This window comes from Aeromicrobium sp. Root472D3 (assembly GCF_001426485.1).
Classification (GTDB): domain Bacteria; phylum Actinomycetota; class Actinomycetes; order Propionibacteriales; family Nocardioidaceae; genus Aeromicrobium.
Map to the genome: position 1 here is coordinate 368,656 of NZ_LMET01000001.1, position 17,187 is coordinate 385,842.

16 protein-coding genes are annotated in these 17,187 nt (G+C 71.8%); 5 read left to right on the top strand and 11 right to left on the bottom strand.

All coding sequences use genetic code 11. The annotated features are described in order from the left end of the window. Positions 1-9 precede the first annotated feature (9 nt). Positions 10-126: a mycofactocin precursor MftA gene (gene mftA, locus ASD10_RS18200; protein ID WP_082555961.1), complete on the bottom strand. Its 117-nt coding sequence runs from the start codon at positions 124-126 to the stop codon at positions 10-12. Positions 127-255: 129 nt separating this feature from the next. Between mftA and mftR the strand changes: the two genes are divergently transcribed. Next, the gene (gene mftR / locus ASD10_RS01850) at positions 256-846 is read left to right on the top strand and encodes a mycofactocin system transcriptional regulator (RefSeq protein ID WP_056603778.1); all 591 of its coding nucleotides are present in this window, start codon (positions 256-258) and stop codon (positions 844-846) included. Positions 847-871: 25 nt separating this feature from the next. On the opposite strand, the gene ASD10_RS01855 is transcribed toward mftR, so the two are convergent. Beyond that, the gene (locus ASD10_RS01855; protein WP_056603781.1) at positions 872-1,690 is read right to left on the bottom strand and encodes a DNA polymerase beta superfamily protein; all 819 of its coding nucleotides are present in this window, start codon (positions 1,688-1,690) and stop codon (positions 872-874) included. A 65-nt stretch (positions 1,691-1,755) separates the two neighbouring features. On the opposite strand from ASD10_RS01855, the gene ASD10_RS01860 reads away from it, so the two are divergent. Further along, complete coding sequence (locus ASD10_RS01860; RefSeq protein WP_056603784.1) at positions 1,756-1,959, top strand: DUF2945 domain-containing protein; 204 nt, start codon at positions 1,756-1,758, stop codon at positions 1,957-1,959. 4 nt (positions 1,960-1,963) lie between these two features. Here the strand turns inward: ASD10_RS01860 and ASD10_RS01865 are convergent, their stop codons facing one another. Both ASD10_RS01865 and ASD10_RS01870 read right to left on the bottom strand, forming a co-directional pair. After that, positions 1,964-2,395, bottom strand: coding sequence for a DUF3293 domain-containing protein (locus tag ASD10_RS01865; RefSeq protein WP_056603787.1), 432 nt, complete (start codon positions 2,393-2,395; stop codon positions 1,964-1,966). Beyond that, positions 2,392-4,272, bottom strand: coding sequence for an anthranilate synthase family protein (locus ASD10_RS01870; RefSeq protein WP_056603790.1), 1,881 nt, complete (start codon positions 4,270-4,272; stop codon positions 2,392-2,394). Before ASD10_RS01870 ends, ASD10_RS01865 begins: the two co-directional genes overlap by 4 nt. A 292-nt stretch (positions 4,273-4,564) precedes the next feature. Between ASD10_RS01870 and ASD10_RS01875 the strand changes: the two genes are divergently transcribed. Further along, positions 4,565-5,776, top strand: coding sequence for an ArgE/DapE family deacylase (locus tag ASD10_RS01875; RefSeq protein WP_056603793.1), 1,212 nt, complete (start codon positions 4,565-4,567; stop codon positions 5,774-5,776). A 13-nt stretch (positions 5,777-5,789) separates the two neighbouring features. Here the strand turns inward: ASD10_RS01875 and ASD10_RS01880 are convergent, their stop codons facing one another. Then, the gene (locus tag ASD10_RS01880; protein WP_056603796.1) at positions 5,790-7,406 is read right to left on the bottom strand and encodes a metallophosphoesterase; all 1,617 of its coding nucleotides are present in this window, start codon (positions 7,404-7,406) and stop codon (positions 5,790-5,792) included. Then, entirely contained in the window at positions 7,403-9,514 is a 2,112-nt protein-coding gene (locus tag ASD10_RS01885) for a UvrD-helicase domain-containing protein (RefSeq protein WP_056603798.1), read from the bottom strand. Before ASD10_RS01885 ends, ASD10_RS01880 begins: the two co-directional genes overlap by 4 nt. Positions 9,515-9,676: 162 nt before the next feature. Here ASD10_RS01885 and ASD10_RS01890 point away from each other — a divergent pair, with 162 nt between their 5' ends. Further along, complete coding sequence (locus ASD10_RS01890) at positions 9,677-10,471, top strand: hypothetical protein (protein WP_056603801.1); 795 nt, start codon at positions 9,677-9,679, stop codon at positions 10,469-10,471. Between the two features lie 86 nt (positions 10,472-10,557). Then, positions 10,558-11,430 carry a hypothetical protein gene (locus ASD10_RS01895; protein WP_056603804.1) on the top strand — a complete coding sequence of 291 codons (873 nt, stop codon included), beginning with the start codon at positions 10,558-10,560 and terminating at the stop codon, positions 11,428-11,430. Between the two features lie 10 nt (positions 11,431-11,440). On the opposite strand, the gene ASD10_RS01900 is transcribed toward ASD10_RS01895, so the two are convergent. From ASD10_RS01900 to ASD10_RS01920, 5 genes are all read right to left on the bottom strand, one after another. Further along, positions 11,441-12,220 (bottom strand): amino acid ABC transporter ATP-binding protein, encoded by a 780-nt coding sequence (locus ASD10_RS01900; protein WP_056603807.1) that lies wholly within the window; start codon positions 12,218-12,220, stop codon positions 11,441-11,443. After that, entirely contained in the window at positions 12,217-13,698 is a 1,482-nt protein-coding gene (locus tag ASD10_RS18205; protein ID WP_082555962.1) for an ABC transporter substrate-binding protein/permease, read from the bottom strand. The genes ASD10_RS01900 and ASD10_RS18205 overlap by 4 nt, the downstream gene beginning before the upstream one ends. 84 nt (positions 13,699-13,782) lie before the next feature. Beyond that, complete coding sequence (locus tag ASD10_RS01910; protein ID WP_056603810.1) at positions 13,783-14,955, bottom strand: carboxypeptidase regulatory-like domain-containing protein; 1,173 nt, start codon at positions 14,953-14,955, stop codon at positions 13,783-13,785. A 115-nt stretch (positions 14,956-15,070) separates the two neighbouring features. Then, entirely contained in the window at positions 15,071-16,345 is a 1,275-nt protein-coding gene (locus tag ASD10_RS01915; protein ID WP_056603813.1) for a carboxypeptidase regulatory-like domain-containing protein, read from the bottom strand. An 88-nt stretch (positions 16,346-16,433) separates the two neighbouring features. Continuing rightward, on the bottom strand, positions 16,434-17,180 hold the full coding sequence (locus ASD10_RS01920) for an enoyl-CoA hydratase-related protein (protein WP_056603816.1): 747 nt from the start codon (positions 17,178-17,180) through the stop codon (positions 16,434-16,436). Positions 17,181-17,187: the final 7 nt, after the last annotated feature.

The following is a 17,187-nucleotide window of genomic DNA, read 5'->3' on the forward strand; positions in this document are numbered from 1 at the left end:
GTCGGCGACTCAGTAGACGCCGCACATGCCGTCGATCGAGACCTCTTCGATCAGCGACTCGGCGGTGACGGTGGGGTCGGTCTCGACGGTCTCGGCGACCTCGGTCGCGGGGGTCTCGATGCTCATGCTCGCTCCTCGGTAGTGGTGTGCGACACACAGTAATGACACTCAGGGCCAAAAGTCGAGAGTTTTGACGAGAAAATGCCAACTGTTGACATTTGATCGGCGTGGACGTCGGATTGGTAGGTTGCCCCGGTGGACCAGCGACCCCGACCGACCCGAGGACGTCCGGTCGCGACGACCCACGAGGAGATCGAGGAGGCCGCGTTCCGGCTGTTCGACGAGCGCGGCTTCGCCGAGACGACGGTCGAGGCGATCGCCGAGTCGGTCGGCATCGGCCGCCGCACGCTGTTCCGGTACTTCGACTCCAAGAACGACATCCCGTGGGGACGCTTCGCCGACAGCCTCGACCACTTCCGCGAGATCCTCGCCGACTCGCCGCCCGGGCTGCCGCTGCACGAGAGCGTGCACCAGGCGATGCTGCGGTTCAACGACTTCGGCCCGCACGCGGCCCCCCAGCACCGCCGCCGCATGGGCCTGATCCTCTCGACGCCGGCCCTGCAGGCGCACTCGGTGCTGCGCTACGCGCAGTGGCGGGGCGTCATCGCCGACCACGTCGCGGACCGCACGGGCCTGGCGCCCGGCGACCTGCTGCCCGTCACCGTCGGCCACGTCAGCCTGGCCCTGGCGCTGTCGGCGTACGAGTTCTGGCTCGCCCACGAGGAGTCCGACCTGCTCGACCTCCTCGACTCGGCGATGGCCGGTCTGCGCGACCACCTGGCGTGACGGCGTCGCGGACCCGGCCGGGTCGTCACGACGCCGGGCCGTACGTGCGCACGAGCTGCCTGAACGCGTCGGCCGCCCGCGCGCGCACGTCGACCCGCGGGGCGGGGGCGACGTCCCCGAACATCGCCAGCCCGCGCGTCAGCGCATCAGCCACGTACGTCCTCAGCTCGGCCGGTGCCGCGCCGATCCCCATCTCGCGCGTCCGCGACTTCACCTCGACCAGCTCGTCGACCAGGCGGACCACCGCCTCCGTCGCGCCGCTCTGCTGCAGGAGCACCTGCAGCTGCATGGGCGGGGTCGCCGCGGCGGGGTGAGCCTCGAGCCACCGCACGCACGCGGCCGGGCGCAGCGCGTAGAAGAGCCGCTTCAGCGGCATCTCGGTCTCGTCGCCGTACCGCTCCCACTGACCACGGCACACGTGGGTGTAGTGGCGCCCGACGGCCGAGCGGTCGGCGATCTCGGCGGCCAGGTCGAGCATCGCGTCGCGGAAGCCCTCGTCGCCGCGGTAGACGTGGGGCGACCGCAGCCACTCCACGGCGACCGCGTTGCCGCGCGCCAGCAGCTCGACGGCCTTGCGCACGTCCCACCCGTTGACGTCGAAGACCGCGTCGAGGGGCGTCTCGACGACGTCCCGCGGCAGCCACGGCGTGAGGTACGCGTCCTCGTCACGGACGTAGAAGAACCGGCAGTCGTAGTCGCTGTCCGGCGACGGGAAGCCCCACGCGCGACTCCCGCTCTCGATCGCCCACGGGATCCGCACGCCGTGGTCGGACTCGACGCCCGCGAGGCGCGCCCCGATCTCCGTCACGACGGACGCGTCGAAGGTGTCGGGGATCGCACGCACCCGGCCACGGTAACCGCACCGCGCGTGCTGATGCGGCTCGCCCCGACCTGACGCACGATGGACGCATGAAGGTCGGAGACAAGGTCAGCTGGGACACGCCGCAGGGTCGCACCCACGGGAAGATCGTCGAGAAGAAGACCAAGGACTTCCAGCTCGCGAAGCAGAAGTTCACGGCGTCCGACGACGAGCCGAAGTTCGTCGTCGAGAGCGACAAGACCGGCGCGAAGGCGGCCCACGCCGCCTCGGCGCTCAACGCGCTGAAGGGCTGACCCCTCAGGCGTCCAGCACGCTGGTCAGCACGAGCCGGGCCGCCTCGCCCCGCTCCACGACGACGACGGCGTTCTGCTCGTGGGCGACCGCCAGCGCGACGGCCTGCTCCTCGGGCAGGTCGAGCACGAAGAAGCCGTGCTCGGCGCGCCACGCCGGGTCCTCCCCGAAGCCGGCGTGCGGCAGCGCCACGAGCCCGTCGCTCGCGAGCGCCATCGCCATGCGGGCGTGGGCATCGGCGTTGACGTCGTCGTGGGTCGGCTCGCTGCGGGGGTTCCAGGCCGTGATGAAGACGCCCGACCGGGCCCCGTGCGCGTCCAGCACCGCGTCGACCGCGGGCACGTGCCGGCCGATCAGCGCCTCGGCCACCGTGCCGCCGTCGGCACCGAGCACGGCGTAGCGCGTCCCGCGGTACGCCGCGATGAGGTCGTCGATCATCCGACCAGGTCGGTGACGAGGTCGCGCAGGATGCCGAAACCGTTCTGGGTCAGGATCGACTCGGCGTGGAACTGCACGCCGCGGTAGTGCGGGCCGGCCACCAGGTGGATGTCGCCGGTCGCCGGATCGGTCTCGACCGTGACGCCCTCCGGCAGGCCCGCGGCGGGCACGCGCGCCACGAACGTGTTGTAGAAGCCGACGGTCTCGGGCCGCTCGAGCACCGTCAGGCGGCTCTGCGTGCCCTGGAAGACGATGTCCTTGAACACCAGGTCGAGCCCGATCTGGTGGCTCAGCGTCTGGTGGCCGAGGCACACCGCGAGGAACGGCCGATCCGCGTCGAGGAGCCCGCGCACGACGCCGTGCAGCGTCGCCATCTTCGGGTCGGCGAGGTCACGGGGGTCACCCGGCCCGGGCCCCACGACCACCAGGTCGTAGCCGTCGAGCGCCCGGTCGCCTCCCTGCTGGAGCGATGGCGCGTCGTGCCGCACGATGTCGGTCGTCATGCCCAGCACGCCGAACACGTGCGACAGCATGTTGACGAAGTCGTCCTCTCCGTCGACGATCACGACCCGCTTGCCGACCAGCGACGGCACCGGCGCGGCGCCCGACTGGTCGGTCAGCCAGAACTGGCTGAGCCGCTGGTTGCGCGACCCCAGCGCGATGATGACCTCGTCCTCGCGCGTGAACGCGTCGAAGCCGTCGACCGGCTCGGGAGCCGACTCGACCAGGCCGAAGGCGCTGAGGATGCCGCCCGCCTTGGCCCACGTCTCGGTCGTCTCGTAGGCCGCGTCGGAGTCGCGCACGAGCGTCGCACCCGCCGTGACCTTGAGGTTGCCGTCGAGGTCGACGTCGGCCGTGCGGATCAGGATCGGGGCGTCGGCGCGCTGCTCGCCCTGCTCGTCGCGGCCGATCAGTGCCGCGACCGACGCGTAGTAGCCGCGCCCCTCGGGCTCGTACTGCTTGATCAGGCGGCAGGCGTTCTCGACCGGGCTGCCCGTCACGGTCGCGGCGAACATCGAGTCGCGCAGCACCTCGCGGACGTCGCGGTGCGTGCGGCCCGCCAGGAGGTACTCGGTGTGCACGAGGTGCGTCATCGGCTTGAGGTACGGGCCGAGCACGAGACCGCCCTCGTGGCAGATGTCGCACATCATCTTGAGCTCTTCGTCGACGACCATGAAGAGCTCGTAGATCTCCTTCTCGTCCTGCAGGAACGACAGCAGCTCGCGCTTGCGGTCGGCGTGCGTCTCGAGCCCGCGCATGCGGAACGTCCCGCTGATGGGGTTCATCCGCACCTGGCCCGCCTCGAGGCTGACGTGCCGCTCGGGGCTCGCCCCGATCAGGTAGCGGTCGCCCGTGAAGATCAGGAACGTCCAGAAGGCGCCGCGCTCGCGCTCGAGCAGCCGGCGGAACACCGTGAGGGCCGCGTCGTGCCCCCAGTCGGCGACCTGCGCCCGGTAGTGGCGCCCGATGACGAGGTTGGCGCCCTCGCCCTGACCGATCTCGTCGTCGATGATGTGGCGGACGATGCCGGCGTACTCGTCGTCGGACGTCTCGAAGCCGCCACGATCGGTGAACTCGACGGGCACGTCGGGCAGCAGCTCGAGCAGCTCGGTCAGCGGCACCTCGGCGCTGTGCCGGATCTCGATCGCCGACAAAGGCGTCCCGTCCTGGTGCGCCTCGAAGCCACGCTCGCGGGCCTGCGCGTACGGCACCAGCACGAGGTGGTCCCACGCGCGCTCGGCACCGGTCCGGACGGGGATGTCGGCCAGGACGTCGAGATCGGTGCGGGGCCCGCCGACCAGCGTGACGGTGTCGGACTCGCGCACCCGGATCAGCGCGAACGCGGGCTGGGCGAGGGTCTCGTCGAGGGCGGTCATGTCAGGTCCTTCGGTTCATGCCCCGGCCGGACGAGGAGCGTCGTGAGACAACGATGCCCAGAGCCGGCGCGAGGCGGTCTGGGCGTGGGGTCGACAGGCCACCGTTACAGGTGGCGCCACCACGTGAGGTGCTGGGTCGACATGGCAGGAGCCTAGCGCAGCACCGCACCCCCACCGCTGACGAGACCCTTGTCGCCCGTCGACGAGGGGGTTGCGGCCCCTGCGCGGGGGCCGCAACCCCCTCCCCTCAGGGCGGTGACCCCCTCGTCGGCGGCGGTGCCAGACTGGCCGCATGGACATCGACGTCGACCTGATCAGGCGCGACCTGGCCCAGCTCGTCAACATCCCCAGCACCGGCGGCTCGGACGCCGAGGTGGCCGCCCAACGGTGGTGCGCCGCGACCCTGACGGGCCTGGGCCTCGACGTCGACCAGTGGCGGCTCGACCTCGACGCCCTGCGCGCCGATCCCGACTACCCCGGCGAGGAGGTCGAGCGCGAGGAGGCGTGGGGTGTCGTCGGCACGTCCGGCCCCGGCACGCCGGCGCTGATCCTCAACGGCCACGTCGACGTCGTCCCGCCGGGCGAGCCCGACTCGTGGACCAACTCCGACCCGTGGCACGTCCGCGAGGTCGACGACCGCTGGTTCGGCCGCGGCGTGTGCGACATGAAGGGCGGTGTCATCGCGATCATCGCGGCGGCCCGGGCCGTCAGCGGCCTCGAGCTGTCGAGGCCGTTCGCGGTGCACACGGTCGTCGGCGAGGAGGACGGCGGCATCGGCACGTTCGGCACCCTGCGCCGCGGCCACACCGGCGACGCGTGCATCATCGCGGAGCCGACCGCCGGCCAGGTCGTGGCGGCCAACGCCGGCTCCCTGACGTTCCGCCTGCAGGTGCAGGGCCGCTCGACCCACGGATCGATGCGCGCGACGGGCCACAGCGCGATCAGCGCCTTCGAGCTGGTGCACCGCGCGCTCGCCGAGCTCGAGGACGTCCGCAACACCGCCCCGCCCGAGCCCTTCGGCATGCTGCCGTGGCCCATCAGCGTCGGCATCGTCCGCGCGGGCGACTGGGCCAGCACGGTGCCCGACCAGCTCGTGGCCGAGGGACGCTACGGCGTCATGCCGGGCGAGACGTTCGCCGACGCCAAGACCGTGTTCGAGAAGGCCGTGCAGCGCGTCGCGCAGACCGATGCGTGGCTCGCCGAGAACCCGCCCGTCGTCACGTGGCCGGGTGGCCACTTCGCCGCCGGGCGCCTGCCCACCGGCGACCCGTTCGGCGACCAGGTCGCGACGGCCGTCGTCGCGGCGGGGCAGCCCCTGCCCGAGCTCGTCGGCGCCCCGTACGGCTCCGACCTGCGCCAGTACGCGGCCGCGGGGGTCCCGACCGTCCAGTACGGTCCGGGCGACATCGCCGACGCCCACGCCGTCGACGAGGCCGTCAGCATCGCCGAGGTCATCGCCTGCGCGACGGCCTACGCCGAGCTGATCGTCGCCCGCTGCACCTGACCGCCCCCACCCGTCAGGGGGTGGTGGGGAGCTGCTCGGGCTGGGCCGTCTCGTCGGCGCTGGGGTCCTCGACCGGATCGGGCGCGGCCTGCTCGGCACCGGCGGACGGCAGCGGGAGCGTCGTGTAGTCGCCGACGTCGATCGTCTTGGACGGGTTGAACGACACGACCTGGAGCCCCACGGGCACGCCGTCGGCGTCGAACGTCACGATCGACACCTGCGCCTGGCGCCGCAGGCTGCTGCCGAGCGCGATCGGCAGCACCGCACCGCCCGTCGAACCCGTGGTCAGTCGGGTCGTGGTCGTCAAACCCGGCCCGTCGATCGCCTTCGGACCCACCTGGTAGTGCAGGTGGCCGGTCAGGACGAGGTCGACGCACCCGCTGGCCGCGACCTCGCTGCCCGACGACCACGAGTGGACGGCCAGCACGCCGACGCGCTCGCCGGCCTCGTCGGCCGCGCACGCCGCGTCGCGCAGGGCGGTGTCCTGCTCGGCCAGACCACCGTTGCGGGTCTCGGCGTCCTCGGTGTAGCCCGTGAGCTTCGTGCCCCGGGGATCGCTGGCACCGAGGAAGCGCACCCCACCGACCTCGACGGGCTCGCCGTCGAGCACCGTGAAGCCCTTGTCGGCCATCTGCTCGGCCACGGAGTCGGTGTCGTGGTTGCCGGCGACCGCGACGGTGTCGAAGCCCTCGAACTCCCGGGCCAGCGAGTTGATGCTGAACGACTCCCACGACGCGCCCTGACCCGTGTCGTCGCCGAGGTCGATCAGCAGACGGGCCTGCGCCCGGTCGGCGATCGTCCGGACCACGGGGTCCATGCCGATGTTGTCGTGGCGGTCGGTGACGACGAGCGCGGTGGTCTGCCCCTCCTCGGGCGTGCGCACCACGGCCTGCTGCGCCCTCTCGTCGAGCGCCTCGTAGAAGCTGACGGAGTCGCGGTACAGGTAGAGGGCACCCTCGACGAGTGCCCGGCTCGAGCTCGTGGCCGACCCCTCCGCGAGCTGGATCGTCTTCAGCCCGGCGTTGTCGGCGGGCAGCTCGGGGAAGGCCTCGGTCAGCGACACCCACCGCCGCGTCGGCTGGCCGTCGTCGCCCGGCACGATGACGAGCACCAGCGACCCCACCACGACCAGCGCCGTCGCCGAGGCGATCAGCACCTGCGAGCGGGCCGGACGCGTCAGGCGCGACCCGAGCTCGTCGCGACGACGGGACCCGACGGCGACCCAGGCCAGGACCGTCGCGGTCCCCACCAGCAGGCCGACGCCGAGCCCCCGCAGGGCCGCGGACGTCGCCATCGAGACCATCGCGGCGCGCACGGCGCGGATCTCGCCGTCGGGCTGGCTGGCGATCACGGCGTCGCGCGCGAGCATCTCCTCGAGCCCCGCGCCCTGGCTGTCGCCCAGGTCGATCGACACGCCGAGGTCGCCGGGGACGTCGACCGGCACCCTGACCTGGGGCAGGAGGGCGCCGAAGTCGAGCGTCGCGTGCCCGTCCGTGGCCGGACGGACGGTCGCCTCGTGCGCCCCCAGCACGAGGTACCGGTCGCTCTGCAGGAAGAGGGTCCACGCCGTGGGGGCGGCGACCACGAGCACGACGGCGAGGACGCCGACGATCTTGACGAGCGTCCTCACGAGATGCGCTGCCTCCAGCGCTCCGTCGTGCCGACCGTCGTGAGCAGCTGCGTGGCGCGGGTCAGCACGACGTACAGCGTCCGCCAGCCCGCGCTCGACTCGTCGGTGATGCCGTCGGGCTCGACGACGACGACGCCGTCGAACTCCAGGCCCTTGGTGTCGAGCCCGTCGAGCACCTTGAGCCGGTCGGGGTGCTCGGCGACGAGCGTCGCGAGATCGGCGCGCAGCCCCTCGAGCGAGCTGCGCGGTGCGACGACCGCGACGGTGCCCTCGACCCGGCCGAGGACGTCGCGGGCGCTGCGGCTCACGGCCTCGACCAGCGCGGGGCCGTCGACCACGAGGTGCTGGGGCTCCTCGCCCGTGCGGCGCACCGCGTCGGCGAGGTCGGGGTCGGGGACGCCGATCGCGGCGACCTTGGCGGCGAGCTCGTAGATCTCGGCGGAGTTGCGGTAGTTGGTCGACAGCCGGAACGCGTGCTCGGGCTTGCCGTCGAGCGCCGCCTTGCGGGCCGCCGCCGACTCGCGCGGGTGCGGCCACGACGACTGGGCCTCGTCGCCCACGATCGTCCAGCTGGCGTGACGGCCGCGGCGGCCGAGCATGCGCCACTGCATCGGCGAGAGATCCTGCGCCTCGTCGACCAGCACGTGGGCGAACCCGTCGTCCTCGATGCTCTGCGTCGAGCGGAACCGGTCGACGCGCTCGTCGCGCTCGCGCCGCTCGAAGCTCATGAGCTGCTTGGGGGCGTCGTCGTCGTCGTCCGAGACCTCGGGCAGCTCGCCGATGACGTAGCGCAGCTCGTCGACGAGGGGGACGTCCTGGATGCTCGGCTCGCCCGCGGCCCACGACGCCTTCAGCGCTGCGACCTCGACCCGGCTGAACGTGCCCTGCGACAGGCGGTCGATGACGTCGGGGAGGGTCCGCCAGATCTCGACGGGCTCGACCGGCGGCCACCACTGCTCGACGAAGTCGACGAAGCGGTCGTCGGTCGTGACGATCTCGACGAAGTCCTCGCGGCCCTTCTCGAGGGCGCGCTCGCCCCGCACCTGACGCCACAGCGCCTCGACCAGCACCGCCGGCGCCTGGGCGTAGGCCCGGTTGCGCTTGGCGTTGGACAGCAGCTGGCGACGCAGCCTGTCGAGCTGTGCCGCGTCGAGGCGCAGGACGTCGTCCTTGAAGAAGTAGCGGAACTCCGTCGGGGTGCCCGGCATCGGCGCCGCCGCGGCCTTGGCCAGGAACCCGACCATGCGCGACGAGCCCTTGGCCGCCGCCGCGACCGACTCGTCGTGCCGACCCGCGCGGATGCCGTCGACGACCTCGCCGAGCGACCGCAGGGTCACGCTGGTCTCGCCGAGGCTCGGCAGGACCCGCTCGATGTAGTTCATGAAGACGTTGGACGGTCCGACGACCAGCACGCCGCCGGACTCGAACCGCCGGCGATCGGTGTAGAGCAGGTAGGCCGCGCGGTGCAGCGCGACGACGGTCTTGCCCGTGCCCGGACCGCCGCCGATCGTCGTGGCGCCACGGCTGGGGGCGCGGATCGCCTCGTCCTGCTCCTTCTGGATCGTCGCGACGACCGAGTGCATCGTCGTGTCGCGCGCCCGGGTCAGGCTCGCGAGCAGCGCGCCCTCACCGACGACGACCATGTCGTCGGGCGCGTTGTCGCCGTCGAGCAGGTCGTCCTCGACACCGATCACGGTGTCGTTGGCGCACCGCAGCACACGGCGTCGGACGACTCCGGCGGGCTCCTGCGCCGTCGCCTGGTAGAACGTCGCGGCCGCGGGGGCGCGCCAGTCGATCAGGAGGATCTCGCGATCGGCGTCGCGCACGCCGATGCGTCCGATGTAGCGCGACTGGCCGTCGATCATCGAGAGGCGACCGAACACCAGCCCGTCGTGCGCCGCGTTCAGGGCCGACAGCCGCCGCTGCGCCTGGAACACCATGGCGTCGCGCTCGACGAGACCGCCCTCGTTGCCGACGTGGCCACGGGCCATGCCCTCGACCACGAGGGACTGGGCGACCTTGGCGGATGCGTCGAGTCGTTCGTAGACCGTGTCGACATATGCCTGCTCGGCCTCGATCTCGCGCTGTTCCGCGTTGTGTGAGCTCACCCCACTCCTTCACTGCTGGAGAACGCACCATTCTATGGCGTGGCGGAATCGCGGCGCAGGCGGATGCTCGCTCCGCGGACGTCGCCCGGATCACAGGTCGGCTGGCCGACCCGGCGCCGGCGACGTACCGTCGAGACAGGACTTTCGACCTATGGGGGACACATGCGCAAGATCCTGATCGCCATCGCCACCGCGGCTCTGGTCGCCGCACCGATGACCGCCGCCGAGGCCGCGTCGTCGTACCGCGTCTCGGCCAGCAGCAGCGACAACAAGCTCGACCTGACCTCGCACGACGGCAGCAACCGCAGCACCGTCATCAAGGGCACGGTGCGCGGCGGCAAGGTCAAGGGTCAGAAGGTCTACCTCTACGCGAGCAACACCAGCGCCCGCAACCAGAGCTACCGTTACATCGGCTCGGACCGCCTGTCGTCGTCCGGGCGCTTCGCCAAGAAGTGGAAGCCGAAGGACGGCGGCCTGTACCGCGTCAAGGTCGTCAAGCGGGCCGGCCAGGGCAAGCGCGCCGGGCAGGACGTCACCAAGGTCTACGTGTACCGGTTCACCAATCTCGCCCGATTCTTCGCCGGCGGTGCCGGTGTGACCCGTCCCGACAAGGCCACGTCGGCCGGCGGCGGGTACTGGTCGACGGCCTACGAGATCCCCGCCGGGTCGTCGGCCACCTTCGCCACGCAGGGCTACGCGTGCTTCCGCATCAACTTCAAGATCGGCGTCTCGGACCGCACCGGCGGATCGGGCTCGTACCGCGTGAGCCAGGGCGGCCGCACCATCAAGGCCGGCAGCCTCAGCCGCGGCGACCGGTTCGTCGAGCCCACCAAGACCGAGACCAAGCGGATGCGCGCCAACGACCCGGTCGTCGTGACCGCCACCGGCACGACGATGGTGCTCGGCAACCCCAAGGCCGCGTGCACCTACCCGGCGAAGTCCGCCGCGGTGCGCTGACGGGCGATCTCGCCGGAAATCGTGCCGCGCGCCGGCGGGCGCCGTAGTCTACGAGGACCTTAGTCCTGTCGTGGAGAGTGCCTGCCGTGCGAAAAGTCCTGGTCCTGCTCATCGCCGTCGTGGTGTCGAGCGCCCTGCTCAGCCCTGCCGGGGCCGCCCGCTCGCGGTCGTTCTCGATCGCGGCGTCGATCGACAACCGCAAGATGGACCTCGACTCGTCCACGGGCGGCAACCGCACGACGCTGGTCAAGGGACGGGTGAAGGCCGGCTCGTCGCGCCTCGCGGGCAAGAAGGTCCGCATCTACGTCACGAACGTCCACACCCGCGCCCAGGTCCGCCGCTCCCTCGGCACCGCCCGGCTCGACCGCAAGGGACGCTTCTCGAAGCGGTTCGCGCCGTCCGAGGGCGGCACGTACCGGGTCGAGATCGTCAAGTCCGCCGGCAACGGCCGCAGGACGACGACGCGCACGGTCACGGCGCACGCGTACGAGTGGCCTCTCCTGGACCGGTTCCACGACGCCGCGGCCAGCAACCCCGACCCGTCGGCTCCGCTCGTCGTCCGCTCCGACAAGGAGCAGACGGGCAACGGGCGCGACGCCACCGCCCGCTGGTCGCTGTCGTACGCGATCTCGAGCGGTGGCAGCGCCGTCTTCGGCATCGCGGGATACAACTGCTGGCGCTTCAACATGAAGCTCGCCGTGTCGCAGTCGTCGCGCGCCGCCAGCGGCACCGTCACGGTGTCGCAGGGAGCGCGGGTGCTGGCCCGCGAGACGCTGCAGCGTGGCGGGGGCTACTGGGAGCCGTCCCGCGGGCTGTCGGAGAGCCTCGACCCGAACCTGCCGGTCGTCGTGTCGGTCCCGCCGGCCGATGTCGCGTCGGGCGAGCCCGTCGCCCGCCTCGTGCTCGGCAACCCCAAGGCGTCCTGCACCTACCCGGGCAGGAGCACGCCGTACCTCTGACGTCCGGGGATCAACCCGGGTCGAGGATGCGCTGCAGGAACTGCCGGGTGCGCTCCTGCGTCGGGTCGCCGATGACCTGCGCGCTGGAGCCGCGCTCGACGATGACGCCCTCGTCGAGGAACAGCACCTGGTCGGCGACCTGCTCGGCGAAGCGGATCTCGTGCGTCACGATGACCGTCGTCCACCCCTGCGTCGCGAGGTCCTTGATGACGGCCAGCACCTCGCCGACCAGCTCGGGGTCGAGCGCCGACGTCGGCTCGTCGAACAGCACGACCTTGGGCCGCAGGGCCAGGGCCCGCGCGATGCCCACGCGCTGCTGCTGACCGCCGGACAGCTCGAAGGGGTGCTGGTCGGCCTTCTCGGCCAGCCCCACCTGCTCGAGCAGCTCGCGCGCGTCGGCGACGGCCTCGTCGTTCGGCCGCCCCTGCACCTGGACGGGACCCTCGATCACGTTCTCGAGGACGGTCTTGTGCGGGAACAGGTTGTGCGACTGGAAGACCATGCCGCTCTGCGCCCGCAGACGTGCCGTCCGCTCGCGGACGTCCCTGCGTCGCTGCGGCAGCGCGCCGAAGTCGACCTCGACGTCACCGATGCGGACGACACCGGCGTCGGGCGTCTCGAGCACGTTGAGGGAGCGCAGCACCGTCGTCTTGCCCGAGCCCGACGGGCCGAGCAGCACCGTCGTGGTGCCGCGGTCGACCGCGAAGTCGACGCCTCGCAGCACGTGGTTGTCGCCGAAGGCCTTGGCGAGGCCGCGGACGTCGACAAGGGGTGCGGTGGGATCGGTCATCGTGCCACGAACCTGTTCAGTCGGGTCTCGATCCTGCCCTGCCCAGCCGCGAGCGCGGCGCAGACGACCCAGTAGTAGAGGGCGGCCAGGAGGTAGAGCGGGAAGAACACCTGAGCGGCCGACGCCGCGATCTGGGCCTGTCGGAACAGCTCCGTCACGAGGACGACCGACAGCAGCGACGTGTCCTTCAGCAGCGAGATCAGGGTGTTCGACAACGGCGGGACGGCCGTGCGGGCCGCCTGCGGGAAGACGATGCGCCGCAGGCTCTGCCAGTAGCCCATGCCGATCGTCGCGGCCGCCTCGAACTGCCCCTTCGGCACCGAGAGGATCGCCGACCGGACGATCTCGGCGGCGTAGCCGCCGACGTTGAGGCTCAGGGCGAGGATCGCCGACGGCCACGGCGGCAGGTCGATGCCGATCTCGGGCAGGCCGTAGAAGACGATGAACAGCTGCACCAGCAGCGGCGTGCCGCGGATGATCGAGATGTAGGTGCGGGCGATGCCGCGCAGCACCCGGCTGCCGGAGATGTTCGCGAGCGCTGCCGCGACCGCCAGCACCAGGCCGAGCGCGAAGCTGACGACCGTGATCGGGATCGTCGCGATCAACAGCTTCTGGAGCATCGGCCAGGCGGCGTCCTTGACGATGTCGGCGTCGCTGCGGACCGCGCGCCCGCCCGACAGGTCGGCCTCGCCGCTGTTCTCGGTGCTGACGTCGATCTTGAAGTACTTCTCGGAGATCTTCGCCAGCGTGCCGTCGGCCTTGAGCGCCGCGAGCGCCTCGTTCGCCTGCTGCAGCAGGGCCGTGTCGTCCTTGCGGAACGCGAGCTTCTGCTGGCTGACCTCGTCGCCTGCGTCGCCGGTGATCTCGATCGCGTCCGACCCGGTGGTGTTGAGGTAGTCGAGCGCCGCGAGGTTGTCGTTGATCAGCGCGTCGACGCGGCCCTGCACGACCAGCGCGGCCGCCTGGGCGAACCCCTCGACGCCCTCGACCTTCGCGCCGGCCTCGCGCGCCAGCTCGGCGTAGTTCGTGGTCAGCGACTGCGCGGTGGTCTTGCCCTCGAGGTCCGCGAGCGACGTGATGCCCGTCGTGCCCTTCTTGACCACGATGACGCCGCGCGAGTACGTGTACGTGTCCGACAGCCCGTAGCGGGCCTGCCGCTCGGGGTTGTCGGTGACCTGGTTGGCGACGACGTCGATGCGGTCGGCGTCGAGGGCCGCGAAGATCGCGTCGAACGTCGTCTCGACGAACTGCAGCCGCCAGCCGGCCTTCTCGGCGACGGCCTTGATGACCTCGACGTCGTAGCCCGTCAGGTCGTCGGTGTCGGAGTCGTGGAACGAGAAGGGCGGGTAGGTGCCCTCGGTGCCGACCCGCACGACCGGCCGGTCGTCAGTCGCCGCACCCGCCGAACCGGCCCCGGCCAACGGCGCGACGACCAGCGCCACCAGCAGCAGCGCGAGCACTCTCAATACGTGCCGCATGTCGTCCCCTCGTCGGCGTGTGTGCTCCGACCGTACGGTGCCACCGCCCGACGTGCACGCGGCCATCGTCCGGACGCCCGTCTGCTAGCCCCGGACGCGGACCGTCTTGGCGGTGGTGCCGAGGTTCTTCGAGCCGTCGAAGACGATCGTCAGCCGGTGCCGGCCCCGCTTCAGGCCCGTGACCTTGATCGAGGACGTGCCGGCCCTGACCGAGGCCCGCTTCAGCGTCCGGCCGTTCTCGAGCACGATGATCTTGCCCTTCGACCTCTTCGACGCCTTCGGCGACACCGCGACCTTGATCGTCACGGTGCGCTTGCGGACGCTGGTGCGCGCGGAGACCTTGCCCTTCCGCTTGGCGCGGTACGAGGGACCGGCCTGACCCGCGACCGTGGTGTAGCCGGGACGGCTGTACGTGATCGTGGCCGTGATCCGCTTCTTGTAGTCGGCCTTGGCGACGCGGTACGTGCGGGCGGTCCTGCCCGAGATCGCACGGCCGTCACGGAACCACTGGTAGCTCACGGCGGCGCCGGGCGTGAGCGCGCCGGGCGACGCCGACAGGGTGCGGCCGATGATCGGCAGGCCGCTGACCGCCGGGGTCGCGCTGAACGAGAAGGCACCGGCCCGAACGGCACCGCCGTCGGGGAAGGCGGGGGTGTAGTAGGACGCCACCCCATCGCTGGAGGCCACGATGTCGACGTAGACCGCCTTGCCGATGTCGGCGATGGTCGGGACGTAGGTGGGGCCCGTCGCGCCGGGGACGCGCGACACACCGACGAACCACTGGTAGGTGATCGACGAGATGGGCTGCGCCCACACGCCCGACGTCGCCGTCAGCGGGACGTCGAGCTGCGGGGTCCCGACGATCCTCGGCAGCACCCGGGGGCACACCCGGGTCGGTTGCGGGTCCTGCTTCGTCGTGAACTGGGGCGTGATGTTCTGCTGCGCGTCGGCGACCACGGTGACGCTGAGGGGGGCGGCGCCCTGCAGCACCCGGCACTCGTCCTGGGCCTGGACCTGGTACGTGCCCGCCGGGAGCGACACGGCGAAGGCGCCGTTGTCGTTGGTCGTGACGGTCGACGCGCTGCCGAACGTCACGGTCGTCCTCGCCACCGGAGCACCACTCGGGTCGAGCACCGTGCCGGTCACGACGCCGGTCGTGCCCGCGCTCGCCGACGTGCTCGTGGCGCCGAGGGTGCCGGCCGCGAGGGCGAGGGTCGCCACGAGCGCCCCGGCCCGGCGGAGGGGAGTGATCTTCATGGCTCGAGCTCCTGGGTGAGGGTGACGTGGTCGTGCGCAGACGACCTGACGCTAACCCACGATCCAGCTCCGCGCCCAGCACCGCGGCGGCGCGGCCACCCGGCCGCGGAACGTCCTACTTCCTGGACGGCTTCTTGAACGTGACCCACACCGCGTCGCGGGCGCCGTAGACGCTCTCGTCGCCGAAGAAGTACGCGTCGTAGCGCACCTTGGTCTTCGGCAGCTTCGAGAACCGGAAGACGGCGCGGCCGTTGCGGACCGCGGCGGTCCTGACGATCTTGCCGCGCAGGCGCAGCTGCACGGTGCCGGTGCTCGGCACGGGTCCCTGCGAGGTGACCTTGACCGTGACGGTGGCCTTCTTGCGCCCGGGACGCGACGTCGCGTCGATCTTGGTGTGCCAGCGGATCGGCCCGACCGGGTCGCTCGTGACCGACGCGGAGTTCATCGACGGCGCGTACGCCGTGACCTGCACCGAGAGCGAGGCGCCGAGGTCGGCGGCCGTGACCCGGTAGCGGGCATCCGTGGCGCCGGGGATCGGCGTCCCGTTGCGCAGCCACTGGCGGGAGAAGACCGCCGGGTAGTACGACCACGTGCCGTCGACCGACGTCATGACGGTGTCGACCGCCGGGTACCCCTCGGCGCGCGGCTTCGAGAAGTTCTGGATCGTCCGGTAGGTCGGCGGGGTGACGGGCGCCGGTGTGAGCACGGCGTCGATGCCGGTGACGCCCCGGGCGTCGACGACGACGTCCTTGGCGCCGGCGATCGACGGGGCGTCGTCCCAGAACTCCGCGCGGTAGTCGTCGTCCTCGTCGAAGAACCCGATCCGGTACGTCCCCGGCGCGACCGGCATCGAGTAGGTGCCGTCGGCCTCGACCTCGGCGAAGTACTCGCTGTCCCACCCGGTCTCGGCATCGCCCGTGACGGCGATGACGTAGGAGTACGGCACGGGAGCACCCGACGGCGTGCGGACGGACCCCTCGACCGTCGGCAGCAGCTCGAGCTCCACGGTGTCGAGCCGGACCGGCGCGTCGGACACCACGACCGACGTGGCGTGCTTCAGCCGCGTGGCGTCGTTGTAGTACTCCGACACGTACCGCTCGTCGGCGAAGACGCCGAACCGGTACGTCCCCGGCTCGAGGTCGAGGGCGTAACGACCGCGAGCATCCGTCTCGGTACCGACGACGTCGGGCACGAACGCGCCCTCGTCCTCGTCCTTGACCCACACCGCGATGCTGGCGTCGGCCACCGGCCGACCGGCGGTGTCGACGACGACGCCCGTGACGGAGAGGTCGGCGGCCTGCGCGGGCGCGGACGACAGGGGGCCGCAGACCAGCGCGACGCCGGCGAGCACCGAGACGAGCGCCGAGCGGCGGGGGAAGCGTGACAGCACGAGATCTCCATGGGCAAGAGAAGGGGGAAGAGAGCCCCCGACCCTCACCGGACACGCCGTCACCGCGCGGCCGAATGCGAGATCCCGTCTACCTCCTGCGCCGCAGGAACGCCGTCATGGCCGCGCGGGCCTCGTCGCTGCCGAACAGCTCGCCCGAGAGGGCGGCGAGGTCGTCGCCCAGCGCGTCGATGCGGGCCACGAGGTCGTGGTTGAGCAGCGTCTTGGTCTCGCGCAGGCCCTGCGGGTAGCCCTTCACGACGTCGGCGAGCGATCGCGCCACCTCGGCCTGCAGCTCGGTGTCGGGCACGGCCCGGGTGACCAGGCCGTGGTGGACGGCCTCGGTGGCGTCGAACGTCCGCGCCGTGAGGAAGAGGTCGGAGGCGGCGCGCGACGTCAGGCGGGGCAGCAGGCTGAGCGAGATCACCGCGGGTGCCAGCGCGAGCCGCACCTCGGTGAGCGCGAACGTCACCGACTCGGCCGCGACGACGATGTCGGCGGCCCCCACGACGCCGAGGCCGCCCGCGCGCACCGCGCCGGCCAGCTCGACCACGACGGGCTTGCCCAGCGTCGCGATCCGGCGCTGCAGGGCGATGAGCGCCCTCGCGCCCTCGACCATGCCCCCCTCGGCGGCCTCGGACAGGTCGGCACCCGAGCAGAACACCGTGCCGGACGACCGGACGAGCACGGCGCGGGCCGACTCGTCGGCGTCCGCCGCCGCGAGGTGCGCCATCAGCTCGGACACCAGCTGACGGCTCAGCGCGTTGCGGTTGCGCTCGCTGTCGAGCGTGATGGTCGCGACGTCGTCGGCGACGTCGAGGTGGACGAGCTCGGTCATGGTGGCT

Excerpts from the sequence above, each read along its gene's own strand:
- mftA (WP_082555961.1), bottom strand. The coding sequence starts at position 126 with ATGAGCATCGAGACCCCCGCGACCGAGGTCGCCGAGACCGTCGAGACC.
- ASD10_RS01860 (WP_056603784.1), top strand. The coding sequence starts at position 1,756 with ATGAAGGTCGGAGACAAGGTCAGCTGGGACACGCCGCAGGGTCGCACC.
- ASD10_RS01865 (WP_056603787.1), bottom strand. The coding sequence starts at position 2,395 with ATGATCGACGACCTCATCGCGGCGTACCGCGGGACGCGCTACGCCGTG.
- ASD10_RS01870 (WP_056603790.1), bottom strand. The coding sequence starts at position 4,272 with ATGACCGCCCTCGACGAGACCCTCGCCCAGCCCGCGTTCGCGCTGATC.
- ASD10_RS01875 (WP_056603793.1), top strand. The coding sequence starts at position 4,565 with ATGGACATCGACGTCGACCTGATCAGGCGCGACCTGGCCCAGCTCGTC.
- ASD10_RS01890 (WP_056603801.1), top strand. The coding sequence starts at position 9,677 with ATGCGCAAGATCCTGATCGCCATCGCCACCGCGGCTCTGGTCGCCGCA.
- ASD10_RS01900 (WP_056603807.1), bottom strand. The coding sequence starts at position 12,220 with ATGACCGATCCCACCGCACCCCTTGTCGACGTCCGCGGCCTCGCCAAG.
- ASD10_RS18205 (WP_082555962.1), bottom strand. The coding sequence starts at position 13,698 with ATGCGGCACGTATTGAGAGTGCTCGCGCTGCTGCTGGTGGCGCTGGTC.
- ASD10_RS01910 (WP_056603810.1), bottom strand. The coding sequence starts at position 14,955 with ATGAAGATCACTCCCCTCCGCCGGGCCGGGGCGCTCGTGGCGACCCTC.
- ASD10_RS01920 (WP_056603816.1), bottom strand. The coding sequence starts at position 17,180 with ATGACCGAGCTCGTCCACCTCGACGTCGCCGACGACGTCGCGACCATC.